This window comes from uncultured Draconibacterium sp. (assembly GCF_913063105.1).
GTDB lineage: Bacteria > Bacteroidota > Bacteroidia > Bacteroidales > Prolixibacteraceae > Draconibacterium.
Window position 1 is genome coordinate 313,439 of record NZ_CAJXYQ010000004.1, and the last position, 23,863, is coordinate 337,301.

Genomic DNA, 23,863 nt, shown 5'->3' on the forward strand with positions numbered 1-23,863 from the left:
CATAAGTAAATTATTTCAGCGGCGAATCGGGTTCGTTTTTAAAAACCACGTAAAGGATTTGGTCAACCAGCCATGCCCATAATTTAGCCACTAAAACAATTACTTTACCATCCCAAAAAGAAACGATCATTTTTCTTCGGCGGTTTTTTATGGCCCGATACATTATTGATGCACATCGCTCGGCCGACATCATTTTATTTTCGTTGCGTGGTGTTTTTCCCTGGTGACTACCATCGGCAACAAGTGCTGTTTCCCGAATTTCTGAGGCTGTAAAACCGGGAGCAACCACCAGCACATGCAGTCCGGAGCGTAAATTCTCTACCCTTAATGTATCAAGAAAACCCCGTACAGCAAATTTCGACGAGGAATAACCCGTACGGCCCGGTAAGCCAATATATCCGCCCGTTGAGATTACCCCAACAACTGATCCTTTTTGTTTTAAAATATGTGGTAAAGCATATTTGGTGCAATAAACAGTGCCCCAATAATTTACGTCCATTACTTTTCGCAACACCTCGGTTTCAACATCTTCAAGCACTGCACGCATTGATATGCCGGCATTATTTATCAAAATATCAATTCGCCCGAAGCGATCAATGGCAGCATTTATAAGTTGTTTGCAATCTTCTTCAACCGAAACATCAGTTTTTACAGGCAACACCTCAACCCCACCGAGCTTATTTTTTAAGGCTTCCAGTCTGTCTATTCTTCGGGCTGCCAACACCAGGTTATGTCCTTCTGCGGCGTATTTTTCGGCCAGCGCTTTGCCAATTCCTGATGAAGCACCGGTTATTACAACTACTTTGTTTGCCATTTATAGGTCAATTGATAATGCTGTCTAGTGACTAAGTTACTATTGAAACGGCAAAATACGCATTTTTCCGTTTTTATAAGGAGTATGTGTTAATAATCTGAAAAAATAATACCGAATAAAACAGACAATTATGCCCTACTTCCGTTCAGATTCTGCAGGCTCTTTTCATTTATTTAAATAATTTCTTCAGCCCTTTCCCAATTTCATCAAGCGACTTTTTTAAATCGTCTTTGGTGGCATCGGTAACGGCTTTTTGTGTAGCACTTAAATCAAGATTTACTTTTGCATCGCCTACAGGCCCTTTCAGAAGCACACCTGCCGGCAACATGGTAATCTTTTCGTTTCCGGGCAACACCGCAAGAATTTTCTGAATATCGGGGCCAAACATTTCACGCTGAACATTGAAATCCATTCGCATATCGAGCAAACTTTCGGCATTCAAACTACCGCGGATGGTAGTTTCCTGCCCAATTACCCTGGTGGTGAATGGACGCAGCAAAATACTACCATCTTCAACAGTTAAATTTGCGGTAAAATCACCGATGGTCACATTCCGAAGTTTTTCTTTTTTCAGAATCCCGCTCAGCTGGTTAAACATTGGCGAATCTTTAATCTCAACATTATTGGTACTGAAAGATCCTTTTCCGTTTGTTGTAGCTGCAATCAGCTTCAGTTGCGGACTTAGCTGTCCTTTCATTCCAAGTCTCGTGCTTAGTTTTCCGCTGCTCGTCCCCGCTCCCGGAATCAATTTCCGAAAACCGGCAACGGTATGATACATGGTTGGAATATCGAAACCGGCAATATCAAAACCAAAGTCGAATAATGGTTGGTTTTGGGTGGTATTTTCGTACGATCCGTTCAAGGTCATTTTTCCATCCAGCATATTCATGTCCAGCCCATCCAGAATCAGTTTTTTATTTACTGCCCGAACTTCCCCTTTTATATCCGTTATCGGTATCCGGTTAAATACTGCCCGATTTATGGTTGAACGGAATGTTATATCGATATTTTCAGGAACATCAAATGCAAGTGTTTCCGGTTCTTGCCCGATAACAGCTGGATCTGAACTTTGTGCAGGCTCTTCTTCCACAACCTGCAAACGAAGCAGTTCGTTTAAGTTTACAAAGTTTGAATTTAACTGCAGGTTTCCTTTCAACGTGCCGTCTTTCATCACATAATTCAGGTAATTACTTACTTTACCTGATAAACGAAAATCGCTTCCCCCAACTTTCAACAAGAAATTTCCGAGGTTTATATGCTGTGGCGAAAAATCCAGTTGACCTGATGGTATTATCACCTGCTGCGTGAGATCGGGTGAGTCGTAAACAAAATTGTTTAACAACACTACCCCATCCGATTTTATTTTATCGTAGGCCTCTGCCTCCACGTCTGAATAACGCCCTTTGGCAAATAAATTCGCATCAATAATTCCCGAGATATTTACACTGTCAATGGGTAAGGCATCTTTTAAATGATCGAGATTTATTTTGCCCACGAATGCCCCATCAAACTGCAGATCGCTAACCGGATTAGAGATCTTCAAAGTCAAGTCAACCGGGTTGTTGCGAATTTCAGCATGTGCTTTATTGATATTTATTTTCAGTAAATCAAGCGCGCCCTGAGGTTTAGCAATCAGCATTTCTGCACTTATATTTTTTATTTCTTCCGGCATATCGGCATACTTAAAATTGCCTTTAACAACTTTAACCTGCAGGTCGGTTTTCGGGTAATCCTCATCAATATAATAGCCCGAAATTCCTCCTGAGATTGTTGCCGAACCGGTAGTTGTTATGTGTTTTAAATAGGCTTCGTAATCCTTAGGTACCAGCGCCAAAAAATTCTCGAAATCCGAGGCTATTGTTTTTAGCTGCAGGTTGAGAAATGTTGTATCGTTGGGCACGCTGAAATCGCCACTTAACTCAAGTGGTAAACGGTTTACCAGCAACTCACTTTCAACAATGGAAAACAGCATCGTTTCAAAATCAACATCAAGCAGGGTTCGTAAATCCAGCGAGGTATTTGATATATAGGTAACTCCTTCCATCCGGTAAGTAAGATCGTTAACCACACCGCCAATGTTTAGCTGAGTGGTATTGCCAAACATTTCGCCCGAAATATCCAGATTTATGTCTTCCAGGTCGGCATACATTTTTGCCAACTCATCGTTGTAAATCAGTCGTGCATCGTTCACTTCAATACTTTCCAATGCCAGCTGAAACTCTTGGGCATTGGCTGTGGCGGCACTTTTCTTTTTTGCTGATCCCGAGGCCGGAGCAACATCCCAGTTTACATTTCCTGATTCGGCGATTAGTAGGTTCAGCACAGGTTTTTCCAAAATAATTTCCTCTATGCTGCGGCTGGAACTAAAAAGCGAGGATAAATTCATGGTGGCAGCAATATGCGGAACATTCAGCAATGTATCCTGTGCGAACTCACCTTTACCTTTAATCAAAACAGATTGCAGACCGACCGTAACTTTTGGAAAATTTTTAAACAAGGATAGTTTCAGGTCGGCAAATTCAACCTCGGCGTTCAATTGTTTATTGAGGGTTGTTTTTGCAGTAGTTAAAATGTTTTGTTTGAAAAAGACCGGAATTGCCAAAACGGCGCCAAAAAGCACCACAATTACAAGGAGTATGATTACAATTATTCGTTTCATATTTTTCTGTTTTCTTATTCAAAAATACATCTTTAGAACGTTTAAGAACGTTAGAAGTTGTTAAAATTTTGGAAGAAAAAAAATCTGGAGACCAAAGTCAGATGAAGCAAGTATGGAGACCAAATTTACAGCTCGCCAAGCACCATTCTTCGCAGCATTTGCAAAGCGGTTTGTCCGGAACGCACAATATTTCGGTCGCGCTGATCGCCAACAAAAGTGAACTTTTTTACTAATGTTTTCTCGGGTCCTGAAACAGCAATCCAAACTGTTCCAACCGGCTTTTCTTCGGTGCCGCCAGTTGGTCCGGCTATTCCGGTGGTGGCCACGGCATAATCAGCATTCATCACCCGTTTTACCCCTTCCACCATTTCCCTCGCAACTTGTTCGCTTACAGCTCCGTATTTTTCCAGATTCTCGCGACTTACGCCCAACAGCTGCTCCTTCATTTCGTTTGAATACGAAGTAACCGAGCCCTGGTATAAGGCAGAACTACCGGATACCGATGTTACAAGATGTGAAATATAACCACCCGTGCAACTTTCTGCAAGCGCCAGTTTTTTGTTTTGTAACACCAGCTGCCGGCCAATTACCTCGGCCAGCGTTTCGGTATTGTAACCAAAAATTGCTTCCGGAATTATTTCTTGGAGCTTTTCTATTTCGCTCTCTACATCCTTTTTTAAAGCCTCAACTTCATCTCCCATTGCTGAAAGTCGTAGTCTCACCGCCATGGGATTAGGCAAATAAGCCAGTTTTATATGCTTTGGTAATGCATCTTCCCAATCGGCAATGCGCTCGGCCAGCATCGATTCCGGCACCCCTTGTGTTAACACTGTTTTATGAAAAATAGCTTTCGTTTTACCCGTTTCCCGTAATCGTGGCAATACCTCAAATTCTACCAGGTATTTCATCTCAAAAGGCACACCTGGCATCGACACAAAAATGGTATCATTTTGCTCAAACCACATGCCCGGAGCTGTTCCCATTTTATTGTACAAAATAGTGCACGATTCGGGTAACATTGCCTGGTCACGATTCATCTTATTCATATCAATACCACGGTGTTTGAAACGCTCGTAAATTGTTTTTAAAGTGGGTTCGTGAAAAACAAGTTTGGTATTAAAATATTCGCAAAGTGTGTGTTTGGTAATGTCGTCTTTTGTGGGGCCTAACCCACCGGTTATTACCACCAAATCGGCATTTTTTTCGGCATTTTGTATGGCTTGCAAAATATGATCATGATCATCGTGCACCGAAGTAATCTGGTAAATTTCAATGCCGTTTAAATTAAATTGTTCGCCCATCCAGGCTGAATTGGTATCAACAATCTGACCAATTAGTATCTCGTCGCCAATGGTAATTATTTCTGCTTTCATTGTTTAATATTAGCTTGTTTTGCCCAGTCAGGCACTAACCTGTTTCTGCGAAACAAATTTAACATTATATACTGATGCCACAGATTTGTTGGTTTAAAAATTTAAATTGTACCCTAACATAAATCGAGAGAATCAAGCGAAACAATTACCTTTATCGGTTTAAAATTAAATTCGATGAATACCTTTAAAAATACCTTAATTCAAATCACTGAAAACGGCATGGGTGGCAACGATACACAACTGGGGCAAGTATTGGTAAAAAACTACCTGGCATTGCTTTGTGAGGAAGAAGAACGTCCACCGGTAATTACTTTTTATAACGAAGGGGTAAAGCTTATTTGTTCCGGTTCGGCTGCGCTTGAGCCATTAATACTACTCGCTAAAAAAGGGGTAAAACTGGTGGCGTGCAAAACTTGTCTGAATCATTTTGACTTATTGGACAAAGTTGAAGTTGGCATCCCCGGAACAATGGTTGATATTATGCATTTTCAAAAGGTGGCTGATAAGGTGGTGAACCTATAGGCTGATGGGTTGAAGGGTTGAAGGGTTGAAGGATTGAAGGATTGAATGCTTAAATGCGATAATCAATTAATGGGATCAATAAAACAGAATCTGCAGGTGCGCCTGCTCGTCTTAGCACCTTTGCGAGCGTTTTCTTCTTACTTTTCAAAAGATTTTAAAAATGCCAGACGCTGTAACAAAGTGGGGTGCGAATAATGAAAATACACATAGGTTTTATGTGGTGTTAAATTACTCAGATTATTAATCGAAAGCTTTTTCAAAGCCGATGCCAGCGCTTCAGGCTTGTAATTTTCAGCAGCAAAACGGTCGGCCTGGTATTCGTTTTTCCGCGAAAGGATATTCATAAAAATGCCGGTAAAAAAAGAAATGGGTGAATACAAAACGCCAAAAGCCACCATGCCAATATGAAAATTGGGCACATCAACTCCCAGCGCAGCGCTTAATACTGGGTTGTCAATCAGCAAACCAAAAACAAATAGCACAATTGCAGTTTGCACCAATCCGATGAGCAAGCCCTGAACCACATGTTTCTTTTTGTTATGCCCGATTTCGTGCGCCAATACCGCTACCAACTCTTCGGTGTTCAGGTCGTTTATCAAGGTATCGTAAAGCACAATGCGCTTTTTTGCTCCCAGACCGGTAAAATAAGCATTGGCTTTTGTTGATCGTTTCGAGCCGTCAATCACAAAAATGTTATCCAACTTAAAACCCACCTTTTTTGAAAAAGCAGATATAGCTGTTCTGAGTTCTCCTTCTTCAAGAGGTGTTTGTTTATTAAACAGCGGTACAATCAGGTTGGAATAGAACATGGCCATAAAAATGGAAAAAGCAGAAATAACAAGCCAGGCATAAATCCAGAACATGTTTCCGGTTAATTGATAAATAAAAATAACCAAAGCAAGTAATCCGCCTCCAATTAATGCGCTTATCAGTCCTCCCTTAATTTTATCGAGTACAAAAGTTTTTATGGTGGTTTTGTTAAATCCGTACTTCTCCTCAATTTTAAAGGTGTCGTATAACTCAAAGGGAATATTTATAATATCGGAAGCGAACATAATGATTCCGAAAAAGATAAGTGCTGCAACAATGCTATTTCCGCTTAGGCTCCAGGCCCAGCCATCAACCATTGCAAAACCGTAAAACAAAAACATGGATAAAGTAATTACCATGCTAAAACTGCTGGTTAAAATTCCAAACCGGTGATTTTCGCGCTGATAGGCCTGCTGCTTTTTATATTTTTCTTCGTCGTATATTCCTTTTACTTCTTCAGGAATAGTGTCGCTCATGGTAGTAGTGTTCAGGTACGACAGGTATTTCTCGAAGATAAAATCAACAACAAGAATGGCAATTATAATCCAGAAAAGTATGGTATACATAAAATTATTTCTACGGTTACGGCTGACAAATATAATCAACAACTGTTCTTCAGCCATATAAAAATTAAAAAGGCTGCCCTTTGCATAAGGTGCAGCCTTTTCAAAAAACCACAACGGAATAAATTTACTTAACTATTGCTGATTTTGTTAACATCCTGTCTCCCGATTTTATAACAGCTTTATAAAGTCCGGCCGGAAGATCGCTAACGTTAATAGTAGTATTATGCACACCGGTATTTGTATTTCCCATATTCTTAATTTTAAGAACCTGCCCCTGCTGATTTACCAATAAAATATCAATATCCAGAACTTTACTGGTAGCATAGGTCACAGTAAAGAAATCATCCGAAGGATTGGGGTACAAATTCAGAAACTCAAACATCGACGCAGACTTCTCAGTCGGAATTTCAGCTGATGTTATCACTGAATCGGGGTTGGCCAAATCAATTTCCCCATCAAATACCACATTTCCGTCTTCGCTAATAAGGGCCATTCCAATTTTTGGAAGTTCGCCTTTTATCACCAGGTTAAAAACCGGGGCCTGCATTCCTGAACCGGGTTTATAAGGACAAGTTAGCTCAAAAAAGGCGTTGTGTTTCGACATGTAACTTTCTGTTCCATCAGAAATTCCATCGTCATCTGAGTCCGGATCAGTACTACCCGGTACCGGACTTTCATCACCATCATTGCAATCTCCGGTACTACCAATGGCAAAAAATTCAGCGTCGCCATCTCCTACCTGTTCATCTGCGAAACCAAACGACACATACTTAATGCTTTCATTAATGTCTTCAGTTATTTCCGGACTTACAGAAACGGCCAACAGCTTGCCATTACCTAATTGAACAGGTTCCCAGGGGGTTACTACAATTGGTTTACCATTCCAGTTAAATTCGTAGCAACATTCTGTTCCATCGCATTTGGTAATACAAACCGTAATTACACCTTTGTAATTAAAAGCAGTTAATGTGAATAACATATCGTTTATAGCTTGCGGACTAAGTGTTCCCGAAGCAGGAATAGATGTTGAATTCCATGTTTGTGTTGACGGACTTCCATCAATAATTAATGTGCCCGTATTAAAGCTTCCTCCCGGAGAAGAACTTATCTGAACCGAACAAATTGGGTTAGACGGATCGGGATTGAAGATTTCGAAAGTACCCACATATTTGTTAAAGTATGGCCACGATCGACGAAGTTTAAAATCGACAACCGGACAACAATCAGAAGTTGGTTCCGGAGCTTTACAGTCCATTTCAATTTTCTTTTCGCACACCTCACCGTTTGCCAAATAAGCGACGTAATTAACAACTACAACTCCTGTTGAATCGGGCGTTGCACAGGTAATTAATTCTGCTGCACTTGCATTTATGTTAAAAGTGTAACTACTATTGCCAACAACTCCCGAAGAAACAGAAATACCATTAACAATGGCATTGGCGAAGGTGCCGTTGTAGATGCTCACTGCGATCGAATCGGTTTCACATTTCGAAACAAACTGCATGCAACACTCTCCGAGGTCTGCATCCTGGTATGCCTCAAGAATAATTTCCTCGCAACAATCCTTGGCAACATATTCACAATCCAACTGAACTTTCTTTTCACATTTCTCGCCATTCGACATATAAAAAACATACGACACAGTTATTACTCCTGCCTGATTTGCAGTGAAGCAATTACTCATATTTAACAGACACAAGCCTGTATTAAAAGTGTAACTACTTTGTCCAATTGCATCGTTTGGAATGGGTGTTGAACAATTCCAGCTATTGGAACTGAAAATACCATTATCCACTGTAACCATAACAGAATCAACCTCACAGTTGGTAGCCACACGCACGCAGCATTCTTGCAGGTCCTGATCTTGGTACGTTTCCAATAAAATACTATCGCAACAGTTTTGTGCGGTATATTTGCAATCCAGTTCTATCCCCTTTTCGCATTGCTCACCATTTGCAAAAAAGAAAACATAGTTTAACGACACTGTTCCACTTTGAGAGGCGGTAACACAATTCGTCATATTTAAAATACATGAAGCAGCATCAAACATAAAACTGCTTTGTCCGATTGCAGCGGCTGGTATTGTTGCTGAGCAGTTCCATGTATTTGAGCTAAATACACCGTTATTTACAGTAACCAGTACCGAATCAATTTCGCACTCGGTAAGCACGCGTACACAACATTCTTCCAAATCAGGATCCTGGTAGGCTTCCAAAACAATACTATCACAACAGTTTTTATCAACAATACCACAATCAAGCGTAATACTATCTTGGCAAATTTCGCCGTTATCAAAAGTTATTAAATAATTTACGGTTACTGCTCCGGTTTGGTCAGGAGTGAAACAATGTGTCATATCAATTTCACAACCGTTTCCGGGGAAAGTAAAGTTACTTTGTCCTGCATAACCGGTTGGCAATGCACTACAAGTTGAGTTTGCCGAACTTATTGTTCCGTTTTCAACGCTTAGCTCTACTGATTTTACAGGGCATTCAGCAGTTATTCGTACACAACAGTCTTCACCCGTTGCCGGATTCGATACCGGCTCAATGCGAATACTATCGCAACACGATGATTGAATGGCAGTATCAACAGATATACAAACCGGTGGTGCTGCAATTGGGGTTAAGGTTACTGATTGTGGCGCGCCATCGAGTAAAAAGTTGGCACTTGAAATTCCGGCAAAGTCGTTACATGCCGTTTGCTGCATGGTTGCATTGGATGGAATTGTCACATCAAACTCCTCCTGCAGTTTAGCAGTTGGTGCGAGTAACAAAGTGCTATAGTCAATAAAAATATTTCGCTCGGGTGTACTTCCGTAAGTAGGGCCGTTACAACCTACCGGCGAGTACCCAAACATGGGTAAACAGACATTTAAATCGTTTGAATACGTTGGTGTTGGCCCGGTAAAAGGCCCACCGGGAACAAGAGCAGAAGAGTGGTTATTGGCATAATCAACTCCGAAAGTGCTTCCCCTGGAAGTGTTCCTATCCAGAATCAACCAGTCGGCAGGTGCAGCATCATCAAGCGGCAACAGATCTACCAGGTTAATCGACGAAACCTGCACATTGGAAGTGTTGGTGTAGTTCAAACGATAACGTGCCGTTCCTCCGGGGCTTACTGTACCCGACGATGCAAATGTTGTACCGCCATCCGTAGAAACTTCTTTTTCAACCTCTTGCCCTAAAGACGCTACTACAAGCACATTAACATCATTTGAATTTACTGTTGAAGTTAAATTACCTCCGCTGATATCAAAGTTATTCACAGTAACGCCCGGTAGTGCAAAGTCATCTACCTGTACATCAAACTCTATAAAATAATAGGGTAACGAGTATGTTCCGTAAGTTCCACAATACGAGGAATAAAACAACTGACAATCGGCCGGCACATCAGGAATTACCCAACTGAGATTATTGCCTGAATGTGTTGGATTGACCCCGGTCCACGCCGTTGTTCCTGAAGGAAGTCCTCCACCCGAAGAACATGGCGGACTGTAAGTGCTGGCCACGTAATAGGTTTCGTTACCGACATAGGAGAAATTACTGTGTAAAATATCCTGAATAATCGCTCCGGATAAATCGGCACTACCAATGTTTTGAACTCTCAGACGAAAACGAACGATTTCTCCCGGGTCATAATCGCTCTGTGGCGAACATATATCCTTTACAATGCAAGGTCGCGGCTCGCCCTCTTCAACCGTAAAACTTACGCAGGCATCGTTCAAACTAAGTGAATTGGCCAGGCCATCAAACGATGCACAATTGGTTACTACAGTTCCTGTTGGGTTGGGGTTAACGGTAAAATAAACATACATATAAACACAATCTCCAACGGGTAAGCTTCCAGTCATCTGCAATTGAATGTCGTTAACAGTTGTTCCCAATGTTCCGGTGGTATAGGTGCTGGTAATTCCACTTGCATAGGAAGAGCCATTTATATTCAAATCAACCGTGGTAGTGGCATTTGCGTTGTAAATATTAATCTTATCCACACTAACGCCTGAAGGAATAACATCATCAATATTAAATGCTGAAAGCGGCACATTTCCGTTATTGCAAAATATAATCTGGTATAATCCGGTACAACCGGGCACCCGATTGGCAAGCGAAATATATTTCTGAAAATTTGCATTCGGATTTGGGGTATAATCTACCACCTCAACGCAAGTTTGGTTACTTGTGTGTGTAACCGGCTGGTTACAACTATTACCTGAGAGAGTAAGCTCATTATTTATAATAGAGCCTGCCGGGAAACTACCCACCGGATATTGCACTTCAATTTCGCAATAATAATAGGCATATGGCGTTGTTGCATCAAGTAATCCGGAATTAACATTCCAGGTTAAAGTACCGGTAGAGCCAACCGGAATTCCACTGCAAGTGCTGGCTGTTACCACTGCCCCGGCAGGCAAAACATCTGTAACAGTTGCACCAGTCATATTCATTTGTCCACTTACGTTTCCATAATACGGACTATTTTTCATTACATACAAGCGATAGGTAACCGTTCCATCGGGAGCAATCATGTATCCACAACTTCCACCTGAAGGATTTACAACAGCTCCACCAACAATTGTTTTAGCCACTTTCCATGGGTCTACTGCAGTTGCTGTTGTGCTCACAAACGGTGTGTAATTCCATTTGTCTCCAATGAAAATCCCGGCCCTGTTTCTAACTGTTGTTCCGTCGCAGGTTACGCCCTCCGGAAATTTCACCACAATGGTGAATGACCCTGATGAAGCAGAACCTGCAGGCAAACCTGTTAATGAGTAGCTTACAACTTCGTTAACACCTGGCGTACCGGTAACCGACACAGTGGGAGGTATTCCGTTAACAACCGAAGGAGTGGGAACACTAACCACTTCAATATCCGCCGGAATCTCATCGGTTATAGTAATATTAGTCGCCCCGGCAGGAGCTGAAAACATTATGGTGTAACTAAAATTTACGCCACTGGCAATGCTCGTATTACTTACAATCTTCTTTAATGCATAACCATCTCCTACCCATTCGGCTTCGTTCGGATTTGGCCCCTGTGCATAAAGGTTATGTTGAAAGAAAAAGCTCGAAAAAATGAGTAGCCACACTACAACATAACTCCTCTTAAATCTCAGAAAACTCCATTCACTTTTCTCTTTGTTTGAAGCAAGGTGCCTTAAATGCAAACTGCCATAATTCAAAAAACGTTCAATTTTCATCTTATATTTTTTAGGTTACTTTCGAATGTCTAAGCGCAAGTTAAGGTAAACAGAATAGCTTTAAAAGATTTTTTAGTCTTTTTTTCTTTTTTGCTTGATTGAATTGATATAATTGCTTGAAGCAATCGACAAGCTCCTTAACAGATAGTAAAGTCCAAATGAATTTTCACTTATATTGTAGCGATATTATTTTTTTTCCCACTTTTGCACCCTTGCAACATATAAACTATGGAGAAATATATCGAACTGTTAAAAAAACTGATTTCTACACAGTCGTTTAGTAAAGAAGAAGAAAATGCAGCGGCAGTTATGCGCGATTTTTTGAGTAAGGCAGGCATTGTTTTTAAAACCAATGAGAATAATACCTGGGCCTTTTGCAAAAATTTTTCTGCTGAAAAACCCACCATCCTGCTCGATTCGCATATTGATACAGTTCGTCCTGCAAAGGGCTACACCAAAGATCCGTTTTCGCCCATTGAAGAAGGAGACAAATTGTTTGGCCTGGGCAGCAACGATGCAGGAGGGCCGCTGGTAGCACTTTTAGCCACCTTTATTCATTTTTACGAGCGCAACGACCTGCCATTTAACCTGGTTTATGCAGCAACTGCTGAAGAAGAAATTTCCGGAAGACGGGGCCTGGAAATTGTTTTACCAGAAGTTGCCCCAATTACATTTGCAATAATTGGCGAACCTACCAAAATGGAATTAGCCATCGCCGAAAAAGGCTTGCTGGTATTGGACTGTTACGCCCACGGAAAATCGGGACATGCAGCACGCGAAGAAGGTGAAAATGCATTGTACAAAGCTATTGATGACATTGACAAACTTCGGAATTTTGAGTTTGAAAAAGTATCGGATGTTCTGGGAAAAGTAAAACTTTCGGTAACTCAGATTGAAGCAGGAACCCAACACAATGTAGTACCCGACAATTGCCATTTTGTAGTTGATGTGCGCACCAATGAACATTATACCAACAAGGAAGCAGCTGAAATAATCGACCAGCTTATTGAGGCAGAAGTAAAACCACGTTCGGTTCGATTAAATTCTTCAGGCATATCGGCGCATCACCCTTTTGCCCGGCTTGTAAAATCAAAAGGTATAACCATTTATGGTTCGCCAACCACCTCCGACCAGGCCATTATTTCATGCATGTCGGTTAAAATGGGCCCCGGCGATTCGGCACGTTCACATACTGCCGATGAGTTTATCTATAAAACGGAGATTATTGAAGGCATAAAAAGATACATTGAACTATTGGAAGAATTAAAAATCTGACATCACAAATCCTTTTTTTTGCCTAAAGCAAAACAATAATTCCCAATACTCTATACCTTTGCGGCCATGCTTAGGGAAATTTCAATAAATGAATATTTAAATAAAGCCGCAGAGGTACCATTGGTTGATGTACGATCGCCGGGCGAATACCAAAAAGGACACATTCCGGGGGCTTCAAATATTCCATTATTCTCGAATGAAGAACGGGCTGCCGTAGGTACAGTTTACGTTCAGCAGTCAAAAGAAAAAGCCATTGAACTGGGTTATAAATACGTAACTCCAAAACTGGATTGGTTTATTTCCGAATCAAAAAAGCGATCCCGGCAGAACAGCATTGCCGTGCATTGCTGGCGCGGAGGCATGCGCTCAAAATCGTTTGCGCAACACCTTTCCGAAAATGGATTTGCTGATGTTTTTGTAATTCGAGGCGGTTACAAAGCTTTCAGAAAGCATGCCCTCGAGGCTTTTAAAACCAAAGCCGAAATTTGTATTCTTGGCGGTTATACCGGCAGCGGAAAAACCTATATTTTAAAGGAACTAAAGAATAAAGGCGCACAAATTATCGATTTGGAGGGCTTGGCCAATCATAAAGGTTCTGCTTTTGGGCGTGTAGGTTCGGGCGAACAACCTACAATCGAGCAATTTGAAAACAACCTGTTCTGGCAGTGGAAAGATCTTGACTTGCAAAAGCCCATCTGGGTTGAAGACGAGAGCCACCGTATTGGTTTGGTAAATATTCCCATGAATTTTTATAATAACATGCGGCAGCAACCGGTTATTTTTCTCGATATTCCGCGTCAAGAACGTGCCCAACACCTGGTTAACGAGTATGCATCGGTTAACAAAGCAATACTGGAAGATTCCATTCGTCGGATTTCAAAACGTTTGGGAGGCTTAAACACCCAAAAAGCTCTTGATCATTTAGAAAAAAATGAATTCTTTGAAGTGGCAATGATTACACTCGTTTATTACGACAAATATTACTGGCGCGGACTGAAAAACCGCGAACACAACCATATTTATCCTGTTGAGATAAAACATATTGATCACTCAACAAATGCACAGCAAATTTTAAACTACCATGAATCAATCAGAGTTCAAGAGCATTAAGCTCACCCAATACAGTCACGGAGCAGGCTGCGGATGCAAAATATCGCCAAAAGTATTAAGTACCATACTTGAAACAAAACTGGATATGGGTTTACAACCGAACCTACTGGTTGGCAACGATAGCCGCGATGATGCTGCCGTGCTTGATTTGGAAAATGGCACTGCAATTATTAGTACCACCGACTTTTTTATGCCAATTGTTGACGACCCGTTTACCTTTGGACGCATTGCAGCAACCAATGCCATTAGCGATGTGTTTGCCATGGGCGGAAAACCTATTCTGGCTATTGCCATTCTGGGTTGGCCGGTGAATAAACTGCCACCTGAAATTGCCCGTGAGGTGGTTGAAGGGGGCCGACAGGTTTGCAAGGAAGTAGGCATTAGTTTGGCTGGCGGACACAGTATCGACAGTCCGGAACCAATTTTTGGACTGGCGGTAACCGGGCAGGTCGATCTAAAAAACATAAAACAAAACGACACCGCTACAAAGGGCTGCAAGCTTCTGCTTACCAAACCTCTGGGAGTTGGCATTTTAACTACTGCACAAAAAAAAGGAATTCTAAGCCTGGAGCATGCTGAAATTGCGCCGCAACTGATGTGCCAGCTAAACACTCCGGGTTACGAGTTGGCAAAAATTCGCGGTGTAAAAGCAATGACCGATGTAACCGGATTTGGCCTACTGGGGCACCTCACCGAAATGTGCGAAGGCAGCGGTTTGTCGGCACAAATTGAATATAAAAAAATACCATGTTTGCCAATTCTCGAACCTTACCTGCAACAAAACTGTATTCCGGGAGGAACACATCGGAACTGGGAAAGCTACGGGCACAATGTTGCATTAAAGCAAGAAAGCTACAAAAACATTCTTTGCGACCCGCAAACCAGTGGAGGACTGCTATTGGCTGTTGAACCACAGGCTTTGGAAGAGGTGAAAGATTGCCTCAAAAATTTTGGTATTGAAGCCGAACCATTTGGCCAGTTAAGCGAAAAACAAAACGGCCAACTAATTTCGGTGCATTAAGGGCCAATTACAGTTCAATGTACCGGAATGTTCGAATTTAAAAAGCTGAACCCATGAGTAAAGAACAAGCAAACAATCCCTTGCACGGCAAAACCCTCGAAGCAATTATGGTATACCTGGTTAGCTACTATGGTTTCGAAGAATTAGGAGACAGAATCAGAATAAACTGTTTCCGAAAGGATCCAAGCATAAAATCAAGTTTAAAATTCTTACGACGAACTCCATGGGCCCGCGAAAAAGTTGAAAATCTTTACCTTGAAACCCTGAAAAAGTAGAGTCAAATAAAAGAATAGAAACCCTTAGTTTTAAAATACCGCAACCAGATTTCAGGTGAACAGGATGTTAACAGGAACATTTCATTAAACTTATAACCAACTGTTGCGTTATTGTGCTAAATTCAATAGTTAAGTTCTACCGAGTAATAATTCAGAAAATAGAAAATGAGCAAAGTATTTCAATTTGGTGAAAATGTGCAGGGCTACAGTATTCCTGTATTAAACGAGCGAGAAATAAGAGCAGCAGCAGGCATACTTTTTATGCTGATGTTTATATCCATTCAACAGGCAGCAGCAGGCGATTTTACCCTGCTAAAATATGCCATTATAGCTTTTTTAAGCGATATGCTGATACGTGTTTTCGTGAGTCCCCGATTTGCGCCAACATTAATAATTGGGCGCTGGATTGTTCGCAATCAAACACCGGAATACGTTGGTGCACGCCAGAAAAAATTTGCGTGGAAAATAGGAGTGGCACTGGCGCTAATTATGTTGGTCCTGGTGGTAATTGTCAACTCTTTCAGCCCCATATCGGGGATTATTTGCATGGTATGTTTACTATTTCTCTTTTTCGAAGCCGCCTTTGGCATTTGCCTGGGTTGTAAATTTTACCCGCTTTTTTTCAAAGATAAAGTACAATATTGCCCCGGCGAGGTTTGCGATATTAAATCGAGACACGAAATTCAGAAAACAAATTGGACACATTTACTGATTGTACTGGGTTTTGCCGCATTTATTGCAGTAAACTATCTTTTGTTTCACAGATTTTTTACTGAAGCACCGTTCGATCTTTTTGGAATTACAAGCTAAAACGCATCCCACTTGCCTACCCATCCCAACCCACAAACCCTTGAACTACTGTCAATTAAACTTTCAATTTTCGCTTTAACTATGAAAACTTTGCACCTGTTACCGGAAATAACAACAGGGCCAAAGAAAAAAAACTGTTGTAAATCATAATAAAAACCAACTCCGTTAACGCACACGGTTAATAATATTTTATAGTTTTGCTATCAAATTAAATATCTAAATCAAAATTTATGATTCTTGGATTATTAAAGGAACACGGTATTGAAACACGTGTCGCTTTACTTCCGGAAACTGTTAAAGCATTTACCGATTTAAAAGTAGAGGTATTGGTTGAACAGGGAGCTGGTGAAACAGCTTTTGCTTCAGATGCTGATTACGAAGCAGTTGGTGGCAAACCGGTTAGTCGCGATGAAGTGTTTGAAAAAGCGAATGTTCTCCTGCAGATTCAGCCACCGGCTGAAGGAGACACCGGGAGAATTAAGGACTCTCAGGTTTGGATAAGTGCTTTCAATCCCTTATGGGACAAAGCCCTGGTAAAAACATTCCTCGAAAAAGGGATTACAACTTTTAGCCTCGACCTGATTCCGCGAACAACGCGCGCACAGGCCATGGACATTTTATCGTCGATGGCAACGGTATCGGGCTATATGGCAGTGTTGGAGGCAGCATCAAAGCTTCCTACCTTTTTCCCGATGTTTATGACTGCAGCCGGTACAATTCGCCCGGCAAGTGTGCTGATTTTGGGAGCCGGCGTAGCTGGTTTGCAAGCCATTGCAACCTCAAGAAAACTTGGTGCACAGGTGCAGGTATTCGACGTGCGCTCGGCAGTTAAAGAAGAGGTAATGAGCCTCGGCGGTAAATTTGTTGAAGTTGAAGGCGCCACCGAAGACAAAGCTGCCGGAGGTTATGCTGTTGAACAAACTGAAGATTTTAAAAAGAAACAACAGCAGGCTATTAACGACGTAGCTGCAAAATCGAATGTGGTTATTTGTACCGCACAAATTCCCGGCCGAACAGCTCCTCTGCTTATTCCTAAAGAAGCAGTTGAAGGCATGAAACCCGGCTCGGTAATTATCGACCTGGCTGCATCAACGGGCGGGAACTGCGAACTTACAAAAGACAACGAAACAGTTGTTTACAAAGGGGTTACCATCGTTGGACAATCGAATTACCCGGCTCAAAAACCTATCGACGCCAGCCGCATGTTTGGGAAAAATGTGCTTAACTTCATGAAACTGATGATTGAAGAAGATGGCGCACTTAACCTGAATTTTGAAGACGATATTGTAAAAGGAACCTGCATTACACATGCAAAAGAACTTTACAACGAGCGAGTAAAATCAATAATTGAAAACGCATAAAACTACAGGTATGGAACAATTTTTAACCTTTTTCTTTGAGTACAAAGAAGCAATTTTCATCATTGCCCTATCTGTATTTGTGGGTATTGAAGTAATTTCCAATGTGCCGGCAGTTTTGCATACGCCGCTCATGTCAGGAGCCAACGCCATTAGTGGTGTTATTATTATTGGTGGTATTATTCTGGTTGGCCATGCCGACCTTACAAAATTTTCACTTGACCTGGTACTGGGTATTCTAGCCCTTATTTTTGGTACCCTTAACGTGGTAGGTGGTTTTGCGGTTACCGACAGAATGCTTGAAATGTTTAAAAAGAAAAAAAAGTAGGCAGTTATGGATAAAGTATTAGGAACAATAAACGGATTTGAATTTACTGTTGGCGATACTTTGCTCGAACTGAGCTACCTGATTGCCGCACTATTATTTGTTTTTGGATTGAAACTACTTTCGCACCCTGAAACCGCTCGCCGCGGTAACTTATGGGCTGCCGGAGGTATGGGACTGGCCATGATAACCACCCTGCTTTTGCATAAAAACTCTGCAGGCGAAGGTATTTCGCTTACCAATATTTGGATAATTTTATGTGCCATAGGTGTTGGCGCTGCCATTGGTTGGATGGTGGCCCGTAAAGTAAAAATGACAGCCATGCCGCAGCTGGTGTCGTTGTACAATGCAACCGGAGGTGGAGCATCAATGCTGGTAGCTCTGCTGGAATACCCTGCAGCTGCCGCCGGAGACGTTCAATCGATTTTGGTTACCGTGTTAGGTCTTATTATCGGTGCAGTTGCTTTCAGCGGAAGTTTAATTGCCTTTGGTAAACTCGATGGACGCGTAGGCGATATAATGAAACCATTTATGACCTACCTTAACCTGGTATTGCTAATTGCAACCGTGATAATGGGTGTATACATCATTATTTCGCCAAATCAACCCGCAGAGATGATGTGGGCTATTTATGCGCTTACCGCGCTAGCACTGGTTTACGGTGTTATGTTTGTTATGCCAATTGGAGGAGCCGATATGCCGGTAGTTATTTCGCTGCTGAACTCGTTTACAGGTATTGCTGCAGCTATGGCCGGTTTTATCTACAACAACCAGGCAATGATTCTTGGTGGTATTCTGGTTGGAGCTGCAGGTATGATTCTTACCGTGCTAATGTGTAAAGCAATGAACCGTTCGTTGCTGAATGTTATTATCGGAGCATTTGGTGGTGGAGGCGCTGCTCTCGACCGCGAACAGGGCAGTATAAAAGAAATTACGTTAAGCGATGCCGCAGTTTTGCTAAGCTACTCGCAAAAAGTTGTAGTTATTCCGGGGTACGGATTAGCAGTAGCTCAGGCACAGCATATTGCACACGAACTGGATGCCTTGCTCGAAAGTAAGGGCGTTGAAGTAAAATACGCTATTCACCCGGTAGCAGGACGAATGCCCGGCCACATGAATGTTTTATTAGCCGAAGCTGATGTTCCTTACGAACAACTGGTTGAAATGGATGATATTAACCCGGATATGCCAAACGTTGATGTTGCCATTGTTGTGGGCGCCAACGATGTGGTGAATCCGGCAGCATACGACGACCCAAGCAGTCCGATTTACGGTATGCCGATTATTGATGCACACCTGGCTAAAAATATTATTATCATGAAACGTGGTATGGGTAAAGGCTATGCAGGTATCGAAAACTTCCTGTTCTTTAACGACAAAACACGCATGTTGTTTGGCGACGCTAAAAAATCAATTTCAAGTTTGGTTAGCGAAATTAAAAACATGTAAATAAAGAATAACGATAATTTAGAATGCCATCTCTTTCTTTGAAGAGGTGGCATTTTTTATTTACTTTACTTCTGCATAAAAAGCAAACTGATGAGAAACAACCTATTTAGCAGTGTTTTTATGAGGCTAATTTTAACTGCAACAATACTGTTTGTGCTGTTTGGTTGCAGACAAACAAAACAACAAGGAGCAGTGGTATTTTCGTTTGACGACCAATACATTGACGAGTGGTACAGCCAGCGCCATTTGTTTAACCGTTACAACATAAAAGCCACATTTTTTATTAGTCGTCCTCAACTGTTAAGCGCTGCCCAGATTGAAAAACTCAAACAGCTGCAAGCCGATGGACATGAAATTGGCTGCCATGGGTTAAATCATTTAAACGTGGTTGATTATAAAGATTCTGTTGATGTGCTTGTTAAAAAAGAGATTAAACCGGCAATAAAAATCCTTACCGAAATGGGTTTTCCTCCCAGCTCTTTTGCTCATCCGTTTGGAAAATCGCTTCCGGAAATTGATGACGTGCTTTTGCAACATTTCAAATACCTGAGAAAAGCAACGTACAATATAAACGATACCACCATCGACTTTTATGATGAAATTTATGCTACTCCCAACCATTACAAGGTAACCAATTCAATGGGTATTGATACCAATTACAACATTTCTGAAGAGAATTTTGAAACCGGTCTGCTTCGTGCTGTTGATAGAAATGAAGTTCTCATTCTGCATGCTCATAAAACCGATAGCAGTCTGGCCAATTATACCGTTAGTCCCGCGTACCTGGAGTCTGCTTTTAAACTATGCAGGCAACACCACCTAAAATCACTAAGAATATCCGACCTTGAAAACTACTTTTCAGGGCATTAAGCAAGGAATTAAAGCTTTTATCAAAATCAAAATCAATAAATTATTAAACCCTTCCAAAAACAACATTTACAGGAGATAACTTTTGTTTGAAGTTCTATTTTCGCAGGCTCAAATTTCAACTATTTAAACATTAAAAAATGAGTACTCAAAAAATTGGTAATCCGGCGGTTGTAGGTTTGGCCGGTTTCGGACTGACAACCCTGCTGCTGCAAATTCATAACATCGGTTTATTAGGCATTGGCCCTGTTTTAGCCATGGGCTTTATTTTTGGTGGACTGGCGCAAATGATTGCCGGATTTATGGAACAAAAAGTTGGTAACAACTTTGGCTTTAGTGCCTTCGTTGCTTATGGTTCTTTTTGGATTGGGCTTGGAATCATCTGGCTGCTTAACCACTTTAATATTTATGCAGCATCGCATACCGATGTGGGCTGGTACCTGGTAGCATGGGCGCTTTACACCTGTATTTTGCTTTTTGCATCGTTTTATGTTCACAAGGCAATGGCCATTACCTTTATTTTACTCGAACTGGGTTTTATCCTCTTGATTATCGGTCATTTTGGTTTCCCAAAAATGAATGTGGTAGCCGGTTTTGAACTCATTTTCTGTGCACTTTCCGCCTGGTATATGATGGCAGCTATAATAATTAACGATCTTGCCGGAAAAACCGTACTTCCCTTGGGAACTGCATGGGCTAAGAAAGCAAGCTAATAAGTATAACAAAACATATTTTTAAGGGCTGATCAATAAGTGATTCAGCCCTTTTTTTTCGCAGAAAATGCTGTTTCGTAAAAAAACACTTAGCAAAAATCAGCAATATTAACCTTAAAATCAGCCACAAAGCATTGACTTTATTCAGCGGTAGCCTTACATTTATCTCGCAAACCATTTAATTGAAAGGACGTACCCATGTTTGAAGATTTTACCCTAACGAGCTACGCTCCGGCAATGCGCTATACAAACGGGCAGCTTGAAAGTCAATCCAAATTAATCCTCGATAATAAGCAGTTGGTAAGTTTTGTTGAGTCCATCTCTCAAATGGTACTCATATTAAATAAACACCGGCAAGTTGTTTATGCCAATAAAAGCTATAAAGATTTTTGTAAAACACTGAACCAGGATCCAATAATTGGAAAACGTCCGGGCGAGACTTTTAATTGCGCCAATGCATTTAAATCGGCTGGAGGTTGCGGTACATCAAGCGCCTGTAAATCATGCGGAGCAGTAAATGCCATTTTAGAGTCGCAAAAAGGAAGACGTTCGACCAAAGAATGTCAGATACTAACCACAACAAACGATGCACTGGATCTTAAGGTTACAGCAACCCCCATGGAATTAGCCGGGGAAGCCTTAACCATTTTTTCGGTTATTGATATAAGCGCCGATAAAAGAAGAAAATCGCTTGAACGTGTTTTTATTCATGATATTCTTAACAGTGCAGGAGCAATATCCGGACTCTCTTCAATTATTAAAGAAATTAACAACCCTGACGAAATAAAAGAATTGGCGCAGACTATTGAAGATGCCTCACGCAGCCTCATCGATGAAATTCAATCTCAACGAGAACTTGGAGCAGCGGAACGTGGAGAATTACAGCCACTAATAGCTGAAATGGATAGTGCACCTATACTTAGCCAGTTACAAAAGGCTTATGCCAAGCACGAGTTAAACTTTGGAAAACCGGTGGTTATAGACCAAAAATCAGTGAACTGTACCATTGCAACCGACCGCGTTTTGTTAAAACGAATCCTGGGCAACATGATTAAAAATGCCATAGAAATTAATTTACCCAATGATACCATTACGCTTTGTTGCCAAAACCAAGAAGATTGTACGATGATATCTGTTCATAACAATAGCTTTATCCCTATTAAAATTCAGAATCAGCTGTTTAAACGTTTTTATTCAACCAAAGGCAAGGGACGTGGTTTAGGCACTTATAGTATGAAACTTTTGGGCGAACGCTACCTTAACGGCAAGGTTAATTTTACCAGTACGGAAGAAGACGGCACCACTTTTTATATCAAACTTCCAAAATAATTACTGCCCGCCCTTTACTTAACAAACGAGCTTTTTATCTTTGGTTGTTTATTCTGAAATGACCAAAGAAAAGTTATATCATAAAATTATGGCCATAATCGATGAGCGAATCGAAAGGGCACAATTGGCCATTGCTTCAGCAAAAGAATCGCGCGATGGCGAAACCAAAAGCAGTGTTGGCGACAAGTACGAAACAGGCCGCACTTTAATGCAACAGGAAGTTGAAAAAAACCGTGTTCAATTAAACCAGGCCGAACGTTTGAAAACCGAACTGGGGAACATAAACCTTCGGAAAAAACATAGTTGTGTTGAATTTGGAAGCCTCGTAAACTGTAAACAAAATACCTATTTCATTTCTGCGGCATTGGGCCAAATTGAAGTAGATGGGAGAACTTGTTTTTGCATCTCGCTGGCCTCGCCAGTTGGCCAGGCACTGCGTCACAAAAAAGTTGGCGACACCGTTAATTTCAGGGGAAAATCGATTACCATACTTACAATAGAATAACCTTCGGGAGAATAGACTAGAATAAGAACCTCTGTTGGCAGTACAGGTAAAATGTTTGAATTTGAAAAACGCAAAATGAAATACATAACCGATACCGATTTTAAAAATAAAAATTACGCATCAGCCGGGCTGGAAGCAGCAGATTATGAAAGCTGTTGTTTTACGGATTGTAACTTCTCGGATACCGATTTGAGCGAAATTAGTTTTGAAGATTGCCGGTTTGAGAACTGTAATTTTAGCAACACAAAAATTAGCAATACTGCTTTTAAAAACATAAGCTTTAAAAGCTGCAAACTTATCGGATTACAATTCGACGAATGCAATCCGTTTTTGCTGGAGTTTAATTTTGAAGGCTGTGTGCTTAACTATTCCTCATTTTATCAGCTAAAAATAAAAGGCACACGCTTTATCCGGTGTTCTTTGCTCGAAGTTGACTTTAGTGAAACAGTCCTTACAAAAGCCCTATTTTCAGAATGCGACCTTGCCGGAGCAATTTTTAGTTATACCCAACTGCAGAAAACCGATTTGCGAAATTCGGTAAACCTGATACTTGACCCCGAGCAAAACCAACTGGCCGGAGCCCGCTTTTCACACGATATGCTTCCCGGGCTACTCGGGAAATATAACATTAAGATAGATTAATCCGTTTATATTGCTTTACACCATGGACTTATCAACCTGAGTTCGACTTTAAAATATTTTCACAGAAAGTCATAATTGCGTTAGATTTACATTTATAATTCTGTAGGAATAACGGGTTATTTCAAAGAATTCTAAATGTAAAGATGGCGTGAGAAGGACTTTCCTATTAGGCTTTGCCCTTTTTGCCATAAACTTCCCCCAATTTTCTTGTATTATCCCGATAGTACTTCAAAAACCGGT

The 23,863-nt window shown here is 41.1% G+C and carries 19 protein-coding genes; 14 read left to right on the forward strand and 5 right to left on the reverse strand.

What is annotated here, in order from left to right:
* Positions 1-10: 10 nt before the first annotated feature.
* From QZ574_RS06040 to QZ574_RS06050, 3 genes are all read right to left on the reverse strand, one after another.
* Complete coding sequence (locus tag QZ574_RS06040) at positions 11-814, reverse strand: SDR family oxidoreductase (RefSeq protein ID WP_297087834.1); 804 nt, start codon at positions 812-814, stop codon at positions 11-13.
* Positions 815-983: 169 nt separating this feature from the next.
* Positions 984-3,473: an AsmA family protein gene (locus tag QZ574_RS06045; protein WP_297087836.1), complete on the reverse strand. Its 2,490-nt coding sequence runs from the start codon at positions 3,471-3,473 to the stop codon at positions 984-986.
* Positions 3,474-3,598: 125 nt separating this feature from the next.
* Positions 3,599-4,846 carry a competence/damage-inducible protein A gene (locus tag QZ574_RS06050; protein ID WP_297087838.1) on the reverse strand — a complete coding sequence of 416 codons (1,248 nt, stop codon included), beginning with the start codon at positions 4,844-4,846 and terminating at the stop codon, positions 3,599-3,601.
* Between the two features lie 174 nt (positions 4,847-5,020).
* Here QZ574_RS06050 and QZ574_RS06055 point away from each other — a divergent pair, with 174 nt between their 5' ends.
* Positions 5,021-5,368, forward strand: coding sequence for a DsrE family protein (locus tag QZ574_RS06055; RefSeq protein ID WP_297087840.1), 348 nt, complete (start codon positions 5,021-5,023; stop codon positions 5,366-5,368).
* 137 nt (positions 5,369-5,505) lie between these two features.
* Here the strand turns inward: QZ574_RS06055 and QZ574_RS06060 are convergent, their stop codons facing one another.
* Both QZ574_RS06060 and QZ574_RS06065 read right to left on the reverse strand, forming a co-directional pair.
* The gene (locus QZ574_RS06060; RefSeq protein WP_297087842.1) at positions 5,506-6,744 is read right to left on the reverse strand and encodes a M48 family metallopeptidase; all 1,239 of its coding nucleotides are present in this window, start codon (positions 6,742-6,744) and stop codon (positions 5,506-5,508) included.
* A 124-nt stretch (positions 6,745-6,868) separates the two neighbouring features.
* Positions 6,869-11,944 carry a T9SS type A sorting domain-containing protein gene (locus QZ574_RS06065; RefSeq protein ID WP_297087844.1) on the reverse strand — a complete coding sequence of 1,692 codons (5,076 nt, stop codon included), beginning with the start codon at positions 11,942-11,944 and terminating at the stop codon, positions 6,869-6,871.
* A 228-nt stretch (positions 11,945-12,172) separates the two neighbouring features.
* Between QZ574_RS06065 and QZ574_RS06070 the strand changes: the two genes are divergently transcribed.
* From QZ574_RS06070 to QZ574_RS06130, 13 genes are all read left to right on the forward strand, one after another.
* Positions 12,173-13,219, forward strand: a complete 1,047-nt coding sequence (locus QZ574_RS06070; RefSeq protein ID WP_297087845.1) for a M20 family metallo-hydrolase — start codon at positions 12,173-12,175, stop codon at positions 13,217-13,219.
* A gap of 66 nt (positions 13,220-13,285) precedes the next feature.
* A complete protein-coding gene (mnmH, locus tag QZ574_RS06075; protein ID WP_297087847.1) occupies positions 13,286-14,329 on the forward strand; it encodes a tRNA 2-selenouridine(34) synthase MnmH in 1,044 nt (347 codons plus the stop codon).
* Complete coding sequence (gene selD / locus QZ574_RS06080) at positions 14,301-15,350, forward strand: selenide, water dikinase SelD (protein ID WP_297087849.1); 1,050 nt, start codon at positions 14,301-14,303, stop codon at positions 15,348-15,350. The genes mnmH and selD overlap by 29 nt, the downstream gene beginning before the upstream one ends.
* Before the next feature lie 53 nt (positions 15,351-15,403).
* The gene (locus QZ574_RS06085) at positions 15,404-15,625 is read left to right on the forward strand and encodes a VF530 family protein (protein WP_297087851.1); all 222 of its coding nucleotides are present in this window, start codon (positions 15,404-15,406) and stop codon (positions 15,623-15,625) included.
* Between the two features lie 165 nt (positions 15,626-15,790).
* Entirely contained in the window at positions 15,791-16,435 is a 645-nt protein-coding gene (locus QZ574_RS06090; protein WP_297087852.1) for a DUF4395 domain-containing protein, read from the forward strand.
* Positions 16,436-16,665: 230 nt separating this feature from the next.
* Entirely contained in the window at positions 16,666-17,796 is a 1,131-nt protein-coding gene (locus tag QZ574_RS06095) for an NAD(P) transhydrogenase subunit alpha (protein ID WP_297087854.1), read from the forward strand.
* Positions 17,797-17,806: 10 nt separating this feature from the next.
* The gene (locus QZ574_RS06100) at positions 17,807-18,121 is read left to right on the forward strand and encodes an NAD(P) transhydrogenase subunit alpha (RefSeq protein ID WP_297087856.1); all 315 of its coding nucleotides are present in this window, start codon (positions 17,807-17,809) and stop codon (positions 18,119-18,121) included.
* A gap of 6 nt (positions 18,122-18,127) precedes the next feature.
* Positions 18,128-19,567, forward strand: a complete 1,440-nt coding sequence (locus tag QZ574_RS06105) for an NAD(P)(+) transhydrogenase (Re/Si-specific) subunit beta (RefSeq protein WP_297087858.1) — start codon at positions 18,128-18,130, stop codon at positions 19,565-19,567.
* A 90-nt stretch (positions 19,568-19,657) separates the two neighbouring features.
* The gene (locus tag QZ574_RS06110) at positions 19,658-20,437 is read left to right on the forward strand and encodes a polysaccharide deacetylase family protein (RefSeq protein WP_297087860.1); all 780 of its coding nucleotides are present in this window, start codon (positions 19,658-19,660) and stop codon (positions 20,435-20,437) included.
* Between the two features lie 137 nt (positions 20,438-20,574).
* Positions 20,575-21,147 (forward strand): acetate uptake transporter, encoded by a 573-nt coding sequence (locus tag QZ574_RS06115; protein ID WP_297087863.1) that lies wholly within the window; start codon positions 20,575-20,577, stop codon positions 21,145-21,147.
* Between the two features lie 198 nt (positions 21,148-21,345).
* Complete coding sequence (locus QZ574_RS06120; protein WP_297087864.1) at positions 21,346-22,476, forward strand: HAMP domain-containing sensor histidine kinase; 1,131 nt, start codon at positions 21,346-21,348, stop codon at positions 22,474-22,476.
* An 88-nt stretch (positions 22,477-22,564) separates the two neighbouring features.
* Entirely contained in the window at positions 22,565-22,981 is a 417-nt protein-coding gene (locus QZ574_RS06125; RefSeq protein ID WP_297087865.1) for a GreA/GreB family elongation factor, read from the forward strand.
* Between the two features lie 75 nt (positions 22,982-23,056).
* Entirely contained in the window at positions 23,057-23,623 is a 567-nt protein-coding gene (locus QZ574_RS06130) for a pentapeptide repeat-containing protein (protein WP_297087867.1), read from the forward strand.
* The last annotated feature ends 240 nt before the right edge of the window (positions 23,624-23,863 follow it).